Annotated in this window: 10 protein-coding genes; 3 read left to right on the top strand and 7 right to left on the bottom strand. The window is 62.0% G+C overall.

The window, feature by feature from the left end; all coding sequences use genetic code 11:
* Positions 1-27: 27 nt before the first annotated feature.
* Entirely contained in the window at positions 28-609 is a 582-nt protein-coding gene (locus tag NMA58_RS05335) for an NYN domain-containing protein (RefSeq protein WP_085777588.1), read from the top strand.
* Positions 610-647: 38 nt separating this feature from the next.
* Here NMA58_RS05335 and smpB read toward each other — a convergent pair whose 3' ends face one another.
* Together smpB and dapA are read right to left on the bottom strand one after the other, a co-directional pair.
* Positions 648-1,127 carry an SsrA-binding protein SmpB gene (gene smpB, locus NMA58_RS05330; protein ID WP_004675044.1) on the bottom strand — a complete coding sequence of 160 codons (480 nt, stop codon included), beginning with the start codon at positions 1,125-1,127 and terminating at the stop codon, positions 648-650.
* A 94-nt stretch (positions 1,128-1,221) separates the two neighbouring features.
* Positions 1,222-2,106: a 4-hydroxy-tetrahydrodipicolinate synthase gene (gene dapA / locus NMA58_RS05325; RefSeq protein ID WP_085777587.1), complete on the bottom strand. Its 885-nt coding sequence runs from the start codon at positions 2,104-2,106 to the stop codon at positions 1,222-1,224.
* 214 nt (positions 2,107-2,320) lie between these two features.
* Between dapA and NMA58_RS05320 the strand changes: the two genes are divergently transcribed.
* Together NMA58_RS05320 and NMA58_RS05315 are read left to right on the top strand one after the other, a co-directional pair.
* A complete protein-coding gene (locus NMA58_RS05320) occupies positions 2,321-4,396 on the top strand; it encodes a lytic transglycosylase domain-containing protein (RefSeq protein WP_434712627.1) in 2,076 nt (691 codons plus the stop codon).
* A gap of 127 nt (positions 4,397-4,523) precedes the next feature.
* Positions 4,524-5,420, top strand: a complete 897-nt coding sequence (locus NMA58_RS05315; RefSeq protein ID WP_434712626.1) for an alpha/beta fold hydrolase — start codon at positions 4,524-4,526, stop codon at positions 5,418-5,420.
* Positions 5,421-5,553: 133 nt separating this feature from the next.
* Here the strand turns inward: NMA58_RS05315 and NMA58_RS05310 are convergent, their stop codons facing one another.
* The 5 genes from NMA58_RS05310 to NMA58_RS05290 all read right to left on the bottom strand — a co-directional run bounded on the left by NMA58_RS05310 (position 5,554) and on the right by NMA58_RS05290 (position 15,350).
* Entirely contained in the window at positions 5,554-7,017 is a 1,464-nt protein-coding gene (locus tag NMA58_RS05310; protein ID WP_434712625.1) for an HlyD family type I secretion periplasmic adaptor subunit, read from the bottom strand.
* A complete protein-coding gene (locus NMA58_RS05305; protein ID WP_434712624.1) occupies positions 7,014-9,158 on the bottom strand; it encodes a peptidase domain-containing ABC transporter in 2,145 nt (714 codons plus the stop codon). Before NMA58_RS05305 ends, NMA58_RS05310 begins: the two co-directional genes overlap by 4 nt.
* A gap of 41 nt (positions 9,159-9,199) precedes the next feature.
* Entirely contained in the window at positions 9,200-9,505 is a 306-nt protein-coding gene (locus tag NMA58_RS05300; RefSeq protein WP_183699664.1) for a hypothetical protein, read from the bottom strand.
* 73 nt (positions 9,506-9,578) lie between these two features.
* Positions 9,579-10,811, bottom strand: a complete 1,233-nt coding sequence (locus NMA58_RS05295; protein ID WP_434712622.1) for a GTP-binding protein — start codon at positions 10,809-10,811, stop codon at positions 9,579-9,581.
* 48 nt (positions 10,812-10,859) lie between these two features.
* A complete protein-coding gene (locus tag NMA58_RS05290; protein WP_434712621.1) occupies positions 10,860-15,350 on the bottom strand; it encodes a DUF4082 domain-containing protein in 4,491 nt (1,496 codons plus the stop codon).
* Positions 15,351-15,492 lie beyond the last annotated feature (142 nt).

Raw genomic sequence — 15,492 nt, 5'->3', positions numbered from 1 at the left:
GATTTCTCTCATTGGAATTGATAAGCGATGTTTGACCCACGCGAAAAAATTGCACTCTTCATTGACGGCGCCAACCTCTACGCTGCATCCAAGAGCCTCGGTTTCGACATAGATTACCGCAAGCTCTTGAAGGCATTCCAGAAACGCGGCTACCTCCTGCGCGCCTACTATTATACGGCGTTGATCGAGGACCAAGAATATTCATCGATCCGTCCTCTGATCGACTGGCTCGACTATAACGGCTACAAAGTCGTCACCAAGCCCGCCAAGGAATTCACCGACTCCATGGGCCGGCGGAAGATCAAGGGCAACATGGACATCGAGCTGGCGATCGACGCCATGGAGCAGTCGGAAACCGTCGACCATCTCGTCATCTTCTCCGGCGACGGCGACTTCACGAACCTCGTCGAAGCGCTGCAACGCAGAGGCCGCAAAGTCTCGGTGATCTCGACCATGGCGACGCAGCCGCCGATGATCGCCGACGACCTGCGCCGGCAGGCCGATCATTTCATTGATCTCTTGTCGCTGAAGGCTGAGATCGGTCGCGATCCCGCGGAACGGGCGCCGCGCCCGGTCGAAGTCGCCCCAGCCAGCGATTTCGGGGACTAATCGAAGCGTCGCGAGCCGATCGGCTGCGGCGTGATGGGTTAGCCGTTATCCTTCAATAAGCGGCTCTTCTGCCGGTTCCAGTCGCGCTCCTTCTCGGATTCGCGCTTATCGTGCAATTTTTTGCCCTTGGCGAGCGCCAGCTCCATCTTCGCCCGACCCCGATCGTTGAAATAGATCTTCAGCGGGACCAGCGTCATGCCTTCGCGGTTGACGGCGGAGCGCAGGCGATGGATTTCACGGCCCGACAGCAGCAGCTTGCGGCGCCGGCGCGGCTCATGATTGAAACGGTTCGCCTGCAGATATTCCGGCAGGTAGGAATTGATCAGCCAGATCTCGCCGTCCTCATCCGACGCGTAGGATTCGGCGATATTGGCCTTGCCTTCGCGCAACGACTTGACCTCCGTGCCCTTCAGCACCAGACCTGCCTCATAAGTATCGATGATCTCGTAGTTGAAGCGGGCCTTGCGGTTTTCGGCCACGACCTTGTTCACCACGCGCTGGCTGCCTTTGGGGGCCATGACGATATTCCCTTCGGGGCGCGAAAAGCCGCGCCCTCATTGCTTACCCCTTATGTAAGGGAACGAGCCGGCCTTGTGAAGGCGGCCGGTCTCCTCAGTTCAGCAATCCTGCATGACGCATGGCGGCATCGATCGCTGCTTCGGTTGCCGGCTCCAGCGTCGAAAGCAGCGGCGAGCGGACGTTACGGCTCATGCGGCCGAGCTTGGAGAGACCGTATTTGGCGCCGCAGAGACCCGGCTCAAGGAAAATTGCCTTGTGCAGCGGCATCAGGCGGTCCTGATATTCGAGCGCGCGGGCGTATTCACCGGCCAACGTCGCGGCCTGAAAATCGGCGCAGAGGCGCGGGGCGACATTGGCCGTCACCGAGATGCAGCCGACGCCGCCATGGGCGTTGAAACCGAGGGCTGTCGCGTCCTCGCCGGACAATTGCCTGAAATCCTTGCCGCAGGTGATGCGCTGCTCGGAAACACGCTCGATCTTGCCCGTCGCGTCCTTGACGCCGACGATATTGCTATGTGCCTTGACGAGAGCACCCATCGTTTCGGGCGTCATATCGATCACCGAACGGCCCGGAATATTGTAGATATAGATCGGCAGGGCAACGGCCTCGGCAATCGCAGAAAAATGCGCAATCAGCCCCTTCTGCGTCGGCTTGTTGTAATAGGGCGTGACGACGAGCACGGCGTCGGCGCCGACCTTTTCGGCGTGCTGGGCGAGTTCGACCGCCTCACGCGTATTGTTCGAACCGGCGCCGGCCATGACCGGAACGCGTTTTGCCGCCACTTCGATGCAGAGTTCCACGACCTGCTTGTGCTCGGCATGCGACAGCGTCGGCGATTCGCCGGTCGTTCCCACCGGAACGAGACCGCTGCTGCCTTCCTTGATCTGCCAGTCGACATGGGCAGCGAAGCTCGCTTCGTCGATCAGTCCGGCATCGGTGAAGGGGGTGACGAGGGCGGGAATGGACCCATTGAACATGCAAAGCTCCTCACGACCAAATCCTTGCTTCGGCCGCATTCCATGAATATTTTGCGCACCATAAAGCGCTGAAATCATCGCGACAAGCGCGGAGAGTTCGGTTTAGGGCAAATTCCGATAGCAGATGTGAATGAATTTTACCTGGTACGGTAAGGTTTCGTTAAGAAGCCTCTAGCCAAATGAACAGGGCGTGTTTTCCGTTGCGAGATCCCGGATGAAGAAAGCTGTCCTGATTCTGACCGCCTTCGGCTTCGTTGCCGCCGCGTGGGGCAGCGTTGCGTCCCCGCTTCCCGGCGAAAGCATTCCGACGCCTGAAGTCAAGCCGATCGGCTTCGTCCCAGAGACCTCCATACCGGAAGCGCTGACAACCGGCGCCATCCCGCGCAATCAGGCCGTTGCGCCGGTCGCCAATGATCTGAAAACCGGACTCGACGCGCTTTCTGCCAAGAACCCGCAACTGGCTCTGTCAATCCGCGACAGCATGCGCGAGGATACGCTCGATCGCCATATCCTCACCTGGGCGATCGCCGTCTCCGGCTTGAAGGGCGTTCCCTCCTATCAAATCGCCAGTGCTGCGCAGGAGCTCAAGGGATGGCCTGGCCTTTCCAGGCTGCGCGCCTATTCCGAACGCGCGCTCTACGACGAAAACCCCGACCCGTCAGCCGTGCTCGCCGCCTTCGGCGACACCGCGCCGGAGACGATGCAGGGCGCCATCATTCTCGGGCGGGCGCTGATTGCGACAGGCAAGCAGGCGCAGGCAGCAAAGTATATCCGCAAGGTCTGGCGCACCGAGGCGCTCGACAAGGCGAGCGAAGACAAGATCCTCCTCGAGTTTTCCGCCCTGCTGACGCCAGCCGACCACAAGGCGCGGATGGACTATCTGATGTATCGTGGCCGGGTGGCGCAGGCCAAGCGCTTCGGCGACATGGGCGAGGCGCAGTCCCTCTACAAAGCCTGGGCCGCCGTCGACGCCAAAGCTGCCAATGCCGACGCGCTGCTCAATAGCGTCGAGGCGAAATGGCGTGGCGATGCCGGCCTGCTGTTCGCGCGCATCGAATATCTGCGCAGGCAGGACAAATATGCCGAAGCGGCGGCGCTTCTGGAAAAGATGCCGCGCGAGCCGGGCGAACTCGTCAATTCCGGAGAATGGTGGAACGAGCAGCGGATCGTCAGCCGCGGCCTCGTCGACCAGGGACAATTCAGACCGGCCTATCGCATCGTCGCAAGCTCCGCGGCAACCAGCCCGACTGATATCGTCGAGGCCGAATTCCATGCCGGATGGTATGCGCTGCGCGGGCTGCAGGACCCGACAACGGCGGAAAAGCATTTCCGCAAGATTCTGGCGACTTCGAACGGTCCCATCTCGGTGTCGCGCGCCTGGTACTGGCTCGGGCGAGCAGCCGAGGCCGGCGGCCCCGGCAGTTCCGGCGAATTCTACGGCAAGGCCGCGAATTTTCCCGGCACCTTCTATGGACAGCTCGCTGCCGAAAGGCTTGGACGCAAGACGCTCAACGTCAGTTATCCCACGCCGAGCGCAGCCGACCGCCAGCGTTTCCAGGCGCGCGAGGCCGTGCAGGCAATCGCCCGGCTTGAGGCAGCCGGCCACGGTTGGCGGGCCGACATCCTCTATCTCGCACTCGCCGATCAGCTGCAAAGTCCCGGTGAACTGGCGATCCTTGCGGCGCAGGCCGAGCAATCAGGCAATCATCATCTGTCACTGCAGGTCGGCAAAATCGCCTATGGCCGAGGCATCGATGTCGCCGCGCTCGCCTTTCCCGTCGGCGTAATCCCGCCGAATGCCAATATCTCCGGCTCCGGCAAGGCGCTCGCCTATGCCATTGCCCGGCAGGAAAGCGCCTTCAATCCGGCCGCCGTTTCGGCAGCGAATGCACGCGGCCTGCTGCAGCTTCTGCCCGGCACAGCTCAGGCGGTGGCCAAACGCCACAACATCACCTTTTCGAAGGACAAGCTGACGGCCGATGCGGGCTACAATGCGACCCTCGGTGCGCATTATCTCGGCGAGCAGATCGAAGCCTTCGGTGGCTCCTATATCCTCACCTTCATCGCCTATAATGCCGGGCCGAAGCGCGTGCCGGAATGGATCGGACGCTACGGCGACCCACGCGGCAGGCCGATCGACGAAATCATCGACTGGATCGAACGCATCCCCTTCCCCGAGACGCGCAATTACGTACAGCGGGTGATGGAGAATTATGAAGTCTACAAGGCCCGCCTCGGCCAGCCGACGGATATCGAGCGCGACCTGATCGGCGGACGCGGCGCCTCCTGAAGTCGTTTGGCGCGGCTTGAAAAGCAGGCTGGTCTTTGTTTTCCGCATGTCTTTATCGCAAAACCGCTGCACACTTTTGCGAGACATGCTCTACACCTTCCAGATCAGACAGGTCTCGAGGAATGCGATGCCGGACGTGGATGCAGGCGGTTTCCAGGAACGATTTTACCATTCTTCCGATGGGCTGACGCTTTATGCCCGCGACTACCGGCCCGCCGGGGCCGCAGCCGCCGAAAGGCTGCCGGTGATCTGCCTGCCCGGTCTGAGCCGCAATGCCCGGGACTTTCATCCGCTTGCGCTGCTTCTCAGCCGCGACAGAACTGGCCCGCGTAGAGTGATCGCCCTCGATTCGCGCGGGCGCGGAAATTCCGCATGGGATGAGAACAAGGCCAATTACAATCTCGCTGTCGAGACCGGCGACATCATTGCCGCCTGCACGGCATTCGGCATCGAGCGGGCGGTTTTCATCGGCACGTCGCGCGGCGGCCTGATCCTGCACTTGATCGCGGCGGCACGGCCGGATCTTCTCGAAGCCGTGGTCCTGAACGATATCGGACCGGCGATCGAGGCGGGAGGGCTGGCGCTCATTCGTGACTACCTAAACAGCGGCAGGAAGCCGGCCGACTGGAAAGAGGCGGCCGACATATTGCAGGTGAATCATGGCGCCTCGTTTACTGCGCTTACGGGCGAGGACTGGCGCGAAATGGCGCTTGCGCTATATCGCGACGTCGGCGGAAGGCCGGTCGCCGACTTCGATCCGGCTATCGCCGAGGCACTGAGATCGATCGATTTCAGCCAGCCGCTGCCCGATCTGTGGGCACAATTCGAAAGCCTGAGCCGCTTTCCGCTGATGTTGATCCGCGGTGAAAATTCACCGCTGCTGTCGCAGGAAACAGTGAACGAAATGGCCCGACTGCATCCCGGATTGGTCCTTCACACCGCCGGAGGGCAAGGACATGCGCCCCTCCTCCATCTCGGCAATATCTCTGCAGCAATTCGCGCTTTTCTGGCCACTTGCCGGTAGGCTGTATCTGCAAACGGATGCGGCTTCCGCTGATACACAGACGCTTTTGGGGGCGGCCGCCTGGAGGTCTGGCGCCACCTCCATCCCCGGCGTGTGTAGGACGCCCCTCGCCCACACCTCGTCCGCGGCCCCCTCAGTTCGGTTCCCGGATGGCATCATCCAGGCCGCGCAGCAGCGGATAGAGGAAATAGGAGATCACCGTTCTGTTGCCCACCTTGATCTCTGTGGAGACGGTCATGCCCGGCAGCAGCCTGACCGGCACGTCCGAGACGTTCAGCCTCGTATCGGCAAGCAGGATGCGAGCCTTGAAGAAGGGCGCGGCCGGCTGGCCCGGGGTGGCGGTCTGTTCCTGCTGCTGGCCGGTCATGAACGCGTCCTGGCTGATGGTGCGAACCTCGCCCGACGCGGTGCCGTATTTCTGGAAGGGATAGGCGTCCAGCTTGATGCGGGCCTCCTTACCCACGGCGATGCGGCCGATGTCGCGGGTGTTGATCGAGACTTCGGCTTCGAGCGGCACGTTGATCGGCACCAGTGTGACGATCGGTTCGGCTTCGCGTACCACGGAGCCGATGGAGCGCTGGGCGAGGTCGAGCACGACGGCGTCGGCAGGTGCTGTCAGCGACACCATGTTGCGGCGCAGCTCCATCTTCTTCAGCTCTTCATCCGCCATGTCGCGCTGGCCGCGCAGCTCGACCAGCTGTTCCATCGCGGCGCGGCGGAAATCCTCGATGAAGGCCTGCCGGTCGGCTTTGAGCTTGGCAAAGGTATGCGCGGCCTCGTCGGCCTTGCCGCGCACGGCCGTCAGATCGGACTCGACGTCGAGGCGGGCGTCGCGCGAGCCGAGCATGGTGATCAGCGATCCGCTCTGCGTGTTGAAGAGCCGCTCGCGCGCTCCTTCGATCTGCGAGAGCGTGTCGCGTCGGTCGATGAGCACGGCCTCCTGGTTCTTGGCCGCGGCAAGCGCTGCCGACTGGCCGGCGATCTGCTGCTCGAAATTCTGCAGCTGCGCCGTGTAGAAGGCCCGCCGCTGGCCGAAGAGCTGCAACTGCAGCATCTCGTCGGGCGTCGATCCGGCCATCATTGTGTAGTCATCGCCGGCAAGTTCCGCCTCGATGCGCTTCACTTGGGCGTCGAGTGCGGAGAACTTCGCCTGCTGCTGGTCGACATCGGCCTGGCTGAAAGTGGCGTCGAGCGTTGCGAGCGTTTGTCCGGCACGCACCACCTCGCCGGCCTTCACATCGATCGTGCGAATGATCGAGGTTTCCAGCGGCTGGACGACGATGGTCGGTTGCGTGGTGACGAGTTTGCCGGGCGCGATCACCACCTCGTCGATCTCAGAGACGGACGCCCAGATGATGGTCGCAGCGATCAGCGCCGTCACGCAATAGAGCGTCATGCGCGCAATGCGCGGCGGAGCACGTTCCTCGAGCTCGACGGCATCGGACTGAAATTCCGCGATAACAGGCGGCAGCGGCGGGCGGGCGACGAGCAGCCCGGTCCTTCCGTCTGGCCCCCTATTCGAGGGGCCATGGTTCGAGGAGCCCTTGTCTGATGAAATTGGCAGGTTCTCGCTGGATTTTGTCACACGCGCGTTCATGCGACCTGCCTCATTTGCTGGGCCCACAGGTGGCGATAAGTCATGCAGCGCGACACCAGCTGGTCGTGCCGGCCGATATCGGCGACCTTGCCCCGATCGATGACGAGAATGGCATCGGCATCCACAAGCGTCGAAAGCCGGTGCGACACGATGACGACGGTGCGCCCGGCGGCGATCCGGCTCAGATTTTCGCGGATGATCGCCTCGCTGTCGGGGTCGAGCGCGCTCGTCGCCTCGTCGAAGATCAGGAGCTTCGGATCGGTGATCAGCGCGCGCGCTATGGCAAGCCGCTGCCTTTGGCCGCCGGAGAGGTTGGCGGCGTTTTCTTCCAGCATCGTGTCGAATCCGCGCGGCAGGCGCTCGACGAATTCTTCCGCGCCGGCGATGCGGGCGACCTCCATGATTTCCTCGATGCTGGCATCCGGTTTGGCGGCAGCGATATTGTCGCGCACCGTGCCGCGAAACAGGAAATTATCCTGCAGCACGACGCCGATGCTGGTTCTCAGATGCACGAGATCGATTTCGCGGCTGTCGTAGCCGTCCATGCGCACCAGCCCCTCCTGGCTCTGATAGAGGCCCTGGATCAGTCGGGTGATCGTCGTCTTGCCCGAGCCGCTCTTGCCGACGACGCCGAAGACGCAGCCCGCCGGAATGGCGAAGGACACATTGTCGAGCGCAGGCGCCGCATCGGGAGCATAGCGGAAGGTGACCCTGTCGAATTCGATGCGGCCATGCAGATGCGGCCGCACACCTCGGCCGCGTCCGGCCTGTTCCGGCCGCTGGTTCATGATCTCGCCGAGCATGCGCACGGAAAGCGCCACTTCCTGATATTCGTGCACCATGGTGACGATCTGCACCAGCGGCCCCGAGACGCGGCCGGCGAGCATATTGAAGGCGACCAACGCGCCGATCGTCATGGAACCGCTGAAGACATCGAGCGCGCCGAGCCCGATGATCGCCACGCTCATCAGCTTTTCCAGAAGCCCGGTCATCGACTGGGCGATGGTGGAGATTTTTTCGACCCGGAAACGCACCGAGATCGACTGCGCCGAATAATCGTCCCAGACCTTGCGCTGTCGCGCTTCCAGCGCCAGTGATTTCACCGTGCGCATGCCGTGCACGGTTTCGACAAGCAGGGCCTGCCGGTCGCCTTCGGCTTGGTAGAGCGCCTGCAGACGGCGTTGGAACGGCCCGACGAGCATCATCACGACAAGCCCGACGAGCGCCGCGAAGCCGAGCACCACGAGCGTCAGCTTGACGCTGTAGAGGAGCAGGATCGGCACGAAGACGAAGAGCGATACGCCGTCGAGCAGCGTCAGGAACAACCGGCCGGTCAGGAATTCGCGGATCCGTCCCGTCTGCTGCATATGTTTGACGAGAACGCCGGCCGATGCCTGCTCGAAGAGCGCGATCGGCAGGTTGAGCAGATGGCCGAAGGTGCGCGTCGCCACCCGAATGTCGATCCTGTTGGTGGCGTAGAGCAGCAGATAGCGGCGCAGGAAGCTGAAGGTCGCGTCGAAGACGAGCGCCACCGCGATACCGACGGTCAGGACCGTCAATGTCGCGTAGCTCTGATGCACGAGCACCTTGTCGATGACGAGCTGGAAGAACATCGGCGTTGTCAGACCCAGCCCATAGAGCACGAAAGCTGCGAGCGCCACATCGCGGAAGAAGCTGCGCTGCCGGATGATTTCGGGGACAAACCAGCGGAAGCCGAAGGGCCGGTCCTCATCCGACATACGGTAGTTGCGCTTCAGCAGAACCACCGATCCGAGCCAGGCCTTGGCGAATTGCTCCTCGCTCAGCAGCATGACTTCGGGGCGCGTGGCGAGCGGGTCGAGAACGCGGATCCGCTCATCCTCGCCCTCCCCGAGAGCGCCGGCGATGACCACCCAGTTGCCGTTCGAAAGTTCGGCAAGCACCGGGAAAGCCTCGCCGAGTTGGAACAGGCTTCGCCAGTCGAGGGCCAGATGCCTGGCCCTCAGACCGGCATCCTTGGCCATTCTGAGCATTTGCCGCACCGCCACCGGATCGTTGCCGACGCAATAATCGTGCTGCAATCGCTCAGGAGAAAGGTCGACGCCGTGGTGACGCGCGACGAGCGCAAGACAATGCAGGTTGGTATGCAGAAAACCACTCATGGCCCACCCGAAACACTACGAGACCGAGGCTGTCCCTGTTGTCAGTTGAAATTCGGCGAGGCGTTTGAAGCGCCCTGCACCGACTGGATATCGGTGGCGGCTGCAGCCGACATGTCACCGATGCGACGGACCGCGCCCGCCTCGACCAAGCCGCCAAGCGCCTTCTGCATGAGATCAACCGCATTGGCGAAGGCGTCGACAGGCATGATGATGCGCTGGCGGAAAACCGGCTTCGGATTGTTGTTGGCGTCCCGATCGGTGGCCGAGAGCGACATCAGGTCGATGCGCACGATCGTTCCTGTGACGGTGATTTCGCCGATACCGTCTGCATAAAGTTCGCTGCTCATTGTTCTCTCCTCTGGTTGATAATCAAAACCTGTTCACCTTTGAGTCGGCGCATCGGATTATCCGAAATTCGCTTCACATTTTTCCGTTCGATGCGTGCGTATCGTGCCGCCATGGCGGAAACGGATCGCGAAGACCGACGGCGGTCTGAGGATCGAAACCCGTCTCGTCACCGGTCAAGCAATCGTCGAGCGCGATGCGGATGGCGCCCTCGTCGAAGCCGGAGCCGATGAAGACCAGCTCCTGACGGCGGTCGCCCCAGACATCGTCCCAATGCCGGTCGAGTAACTGGCGGAATTGCGGATGGCGCGGCCAGTGCGCCCGCGGCACCGAGGCCCACCAGAACCCTCTGGTGTCGATGCGGCATTGCGTACCGGCAATCGACAGCAGACCGATCTCGTCCGGCCGGGTCGCCAGCCAGAAATGGCCTTTCGCCCTGATGACGCCGGGCAATGGCTGCTTGAGCATGCGGCCCAGCCGCGCCGGATCGAAGGGGCGGCGGCTGCGATAGACGAAGCTTGTTATGCCGTATTCCTCGGTCTCCGGCACATGATCGCCCCAGCCGTAAAGCTCCTTGTGCCAGAGTGGATGGCGGGCGGCCTTGGCTTCGCTGAAAAAGCCGGTATCCAGGATCGCGCCGAGCGGCACCTGGCCGAAGACCGCCTCGATGACAAGGGCATCCGGATTGAGTGCTGCGACGACCCGGCGAACTTCGGCGAGACCGGCGCTGGGCACGTCGCCCGCCTTGTTGATGATGACGACATCAGAAAATTCGATCTGCTCGACGAGCAGTTCCACGAGCTTGCGCTCATCGTCCCCGTCACGCCTTTCGCCGCGATCGGCCAGAAACTCGTCGCTCTGGTAATCGGCAAGCAGATTGACCGCATCGACGACGCAGACCATCGTGTCGAGCCTTGCCACGTCGCAAAGGGCAGCTCCACTCTCGTCGCGGAAGGAGAATGTCGCTGCTACCGGCAGAGGCTCGGCGATCCCCGTGCCCTCGATCAGCAGATAGTCGAAACGGCCGGCGGCCGCCAGCCGCCGCACCTCGCTGAGGAGATCTTCGCGGAGCGTGCAGCAGATGCATCCATTGGTGAGCTCTACCAGAGTCTCATCGGTGCGCAGAAGGTCTGCACCTCCCTCGCGCACGAGATCCGCATCAATGTTAACCTCGCTCATATCGTTGACAATGACCGCAACCCGACGACCCTCCCGATTACTCAGGACATGATTGAGGACAGTCGTCTTCCCTGCGCCGAGAAACCCGGCGAGAACCGTAACCGGCAATCTGTTGTCTGCACGCATCATCGATACTCTCACTCTTTACTCGATGGTCGGCTTGCATCCTTGTGGGCGTTACGCCGCGAGCTGCGGTTTGAACGCCACGTCCACATAGTAGTTTGTGCTGTTGTAAGTGCTGGTCGGGAACAACCCGCTCGATCCATAGGCATAGAGGCCATTGTCGCCGCTGAACGCCCTGAGGTCGCCGCTGGTCTTCTCAGTGCTGAAATAATTGCCCGTCGCCGAGTAATTGCCGTTTGTGCTGTAGGAAACGACGTAGGTCGTATCCGCTGCGACCGCGACCTGCTGGGTGAGCGTGGCAGTCTGCCAGCCGCTTGCCGTTTCGTTGCTGAAGGTGACGGTTGCAAGCAGCGTGCCCGAGGCGGTCCAGAGATAACCATTATGCGGGCCGGTATTGTCGGCGCCCTTATAGAAGCGGATCCCTGTGACCCAGCCGGCCGTGTCCGCCTGAAATTTCATGCCGAGATTAACCGGATGATTGTCGTTCACCGAGACGACTGCAGGCGTTTCATTGGCGCTGAAGAGGTTCTGCTCGCTCCCCTGGGCGTTGACGGTAAGCCCAACCTGGGCGGATGCCGTGCCGCCCTGACCGTCGGCGATGGAATAGCTGAAGCTCGCCGGCCCGGTATATCCTGCCGTCGGCGTGAAGGTGACGGTCTGCGTCTGATTGTCGTAGGACACCGAACCGTTGACCGCGCCGCTGACGCCGGTGATGACAAGCGGGTTGCCATCCGCATCGCTGTCATTTGCGAGCAGATTTGCAGCGGCGATCGACAGAGCCGTATTAGTATAAGTCGTATAGCCGTTGTCATTGGCGGCGACCGGCACCGTATTGCCCGTCGATTGATTGAAGACGACGTCAACCCAGTAATTCGTCGACTGATAGCTTGACGTCGGGAAGATCGAGCTTGATCCGACCGAGTAGACGCCATTGCTGCCTGCAAGCGCCGTCAGCGAGCCATTGATATGTGCCGTGTTGAAATAGTTCGACGTCGCCACATAGGTGCCGGTCGTGTGGTAGGAGGCGACATAGGTCGCACCCGCCGTGATCTGTAGCGGCGTGGCGAAGTTCGCGGTCTGCCAGCCGGAGAGCGACTCGTTGGTGAAGGTGACCGTTGCGATGAGCGTGCCGTCGGCTCTCCAAATGGAGCCGGTATGCACGCTGGTATCGCCGGCAGCCTTGTAATAGCGGATGCCCGAGATCGTGCCGGTCGAGGAAGCGACGAACTTCATGCCGAGTTCCAACGCCGTATTGTCGTTGAAGCTGCCGCCGGTCGGTCCCTCACTTGCCGTAAACAGTGTCTCGCCAGCCGAACCCGTCTGGACGGTCAGGCTGACATTGCCTTGATCCGTGCCGCCGCGCCCGTCCGACAGCGTATAGCTGAAGCTCGCCGGTCCTGAATAATCGTTGGCCGGCGTGAAGGTGATGGCGCCGGTCTGCTTGTTGAGAGCGACCGTGCCATTGACGGCATTGCCGACGGCCGTGATGGTCATCGCATCGCCATTGGGATCGGTATCGTTTGCCAGGAGCGAGGCAATGGAGATAACAAGCGTTCCGTTGTGGCCGGTGATCAGCCCGCTGTCGTCGGTCGCGACCGGCTGGCTGTTGGGGCCGGCATCGAAGACCACGTCCACCCAGTAGTTGCTGCCGCCGGGGTTCTGGCCGGGGAATGTGCTGGGCGTAGTGCCGTAGGCGAAGACGCCGCCGCCATCGACGGCCTTCAGCTGGCCGCTGGCATAGGGCTCGTTGAAATAGTTCTGGGTGAGCGAGTAGTAGCCATTGCTGTGATAGGAGGCCACATAGGTCGTGCCGGCCGCGATCTGGATCGGGCTGGAGAACATCACCGTCTGCCATCCCGAGAGCGATTCCCCTGTCGCAACGCCGGTCGCCAGCAGCGTTCCGGTGCTGCTCCAGAGGCTGACGACGTGTTCGCCGATGTTATAGAAGCCCTTGTAGAAGCGGATGCCCTCCACCGAGCCTGCCGTCGTCGCTTGGAAGCGCAGGCCGAGCTCGACTGAATCGCGATCGACCGCTACTTCGGTCGCGGGCTTTTCCGCCAGCGTCCACAGGCCCTGCGTGCCCGGCAGCGTAACGGTGACCTGCTTGCCGGCCGATGGCGCCTCCAGATTGACGCTGTCGTCGACGGCGCGTGACAGGATCGTATAGGTGCCGCTCGCCTGGACGACCCAGTTATAGCTCCAGTTCTCGCGGCCCGTGGCCTTGAACCAGTGCTGGCCGCCATCGGTGGAGACCTCGACGCCGGCAATGATGCCGCCGCCGAAATCCTGCGCCGTTCCTGATATCGTCACATGCTGCCCTTCGAGGAAGCTTGCGCCGACGATGGGCGAGGTAATCGACGAGGTGGGCTTCAGCGTGTCGGTCGATTGGGTCGCGAGGATCAGGCTCGCATCGAGCGTCGTCGGCTGGATGCCCATGTCCGCGAACATGTTGACCATCGCCTGCTGCACGTTGCGATCGGTTGACGTTGCCGGCCCCTGATGCTGATCGTTCAGCCCCCAGGACCAGAAGACGGTGCCGGCGCCGAAGACGAGTGCGCCGCTTGCCGCCCGGTACATGGTCAGGCTGTGGGTCGCCACCGCATCGCCGACCGTCGAACCGTAATCGCGCAGATAAGTGTTGACCGCCACCGAGGAGAGCGACAGGTTGATCAGTCCAGCCGGACGGAATCCATTCTCGACATCCGAATCCCATTCATAGCCGAGCAGGTTCTGCACCAGATTGTAAGTCTCGCCCGGCTGCAGCTCTGCCACATCGGTATTGCGCCAGAAGCGAAGGTTCGAATAGTCGTAGGGGATGGAGATCGTATCCTGGCGGTAGCCGTCCACCTGAAACATCGTGCCCGTCAGCGAATTTTCCGGCTCCTGCCCCGGATCGGCGTAACGCGGATCGCGCCAGGTTCCGGTGCCGATATTGCTCGGGTCCGTGCTCGTGCCGTAGGTCTCCTTGTAGCAGACCATGGTGCGGTAGGCTTGGCCGCTGCCATCGATGCTGCTTTCCCAGCGAACCTTCCAATAGACTTCGTTGCCGCTCCAGAAGGCGAGGTTTACGCCGGCATCGCGCGCGGCCTCCACATTGGTGCGCTGCCCGGCCGACCAGTATTCGTCATGGCCGACCGACAGGAAGGCATCATGGTTCAGCAGCAGGCTACCGCTACGCGTCGCATCGACACCGGAAATATAGGACACGTCGTAGCCGTTCTGCTCCAGCCACTGGATGGCTGAATGCTCGACGCCAAAAATGAAGTCGTGCGAGCCGCCGACCGGGCTCGTATTGGTGATGATCGGCCTGTTGTAGCTGATCGCCGAGGCGCGACCGATTGCGGTCAGGCCGCAGCTGCAGTTCGGCGGCAAGTAGCCAATCATGTCAGCGGGATCGACGGGGACATCGCCGTAATAGAGGCTGGCGCCGCCCCAGGCATTATAGGCCTGCCACGTGGTATCCGAGGTCTGGAAAACGATATTGCTGTGCGAGGAGTCGTCGCGCACGACGAAGGGGATGATGCTGGCATCCTCGGTGCCGTCCTCACGCACCAGCTTGGCGAAATAGACCCCGGAGACGGCATCAGTCGGAATCTGCCAGCTCGCCGAGACCGACCAGTTGCCGCAGTCGATGAGACCGAGCGACATGTCGACGATCGGATGCGGCTGGATCTGCGCCGTGGTCAGCTGCTGCTCGATCGAGTCGACCTTGCGCGCACCGGCCCCGCCGTAATAACCCATCCGGTAGATATCGATGCGGTAATGCGTGGAATCGGTGGCGATCTTGAAATCGACCGTCTGGCCGATATTTGTGCTGATTTCAGTGGCGAAGCCCTGGATGGTGCCCTTGCCATCGCCCTCCAGGCCCCACTCGCTGATCGGGTTGCCCTGTTTCAGGTTTTCCAGTGCGATCTTGTTGAGCGTGACCGCAGCCGGAGCCGCCGCCGGTGCGGCCAGCGCTGAGACCGCGGTCGTATCGGCGGAAGCGTCCTGGCTCGGCTCCACCGTGAGGGATGCTATCGAGGTATGAAGCCGCAACGAAGCCGTGTCGAGACTGCTGGAAGACGTCACCGGCGCCGCCGTCGTGGCGCTTCCGGTGTCAGCATCGCTGGCAATACCCGTCAGCACGGGGGCGGCAGGCAGTGTAGCAGCCTCTTCATAGGGATCCGGGGCAAGTACGATGTCTTGCGATGCCGAGGAAGTCGTGTCGAAGATCGTCGCAGCCGACGCCGTCTTCGTGGATGTGTCCTGCGCGCCGCCATCGGCGGCAGTCGCCGACATCGGCGTCGACGATGCAGGCGACGACTGCATGTCGCCTGATGATATCAAGGAAGATGTAACCGTGCCGGTGAGGGATGATTGAACGGTTGCGCTGCCTTGATTGGCAAAGTCGGAAGAACCCTGAGTGCTCGAAGACACGACGGTCGGAGTTCCAAGCAGCGCGGCCCAGGCCGAGGTTGTGTGACTGATGCACGGCGTGCCGCCGGCAGCAGTCAAGTATTTGCGATTCCTCACATGAAATCTCAGCAAGAGCGGCGTCCCCATTCCCGTCGACCAGCATTGAATAGCTTCATCCTGCCAGCTTTCGGAGCGGAACGTACGACAGCAATCTTGGGTATGTGGGTGGTACTCCATACGCCGATATGATGATCCTCACCGCATATCCGGTTCTGGAGCCGTCTGGTGC

It is taken from the genome of Rhizobium sp. YTUHZ045, assembly GCF_051124255.1.
Lineage (GTDB): Bacteria > Pseudomonadota > Alphaproteobacteria > Rhizobiales > Rhizobiaceae > Rhizobium.
The sequence above is the reverse complement of the archived record's forward strand: the minus strand, read 5'-3'. Positions and strand labels throughout refer to the sequence as shown.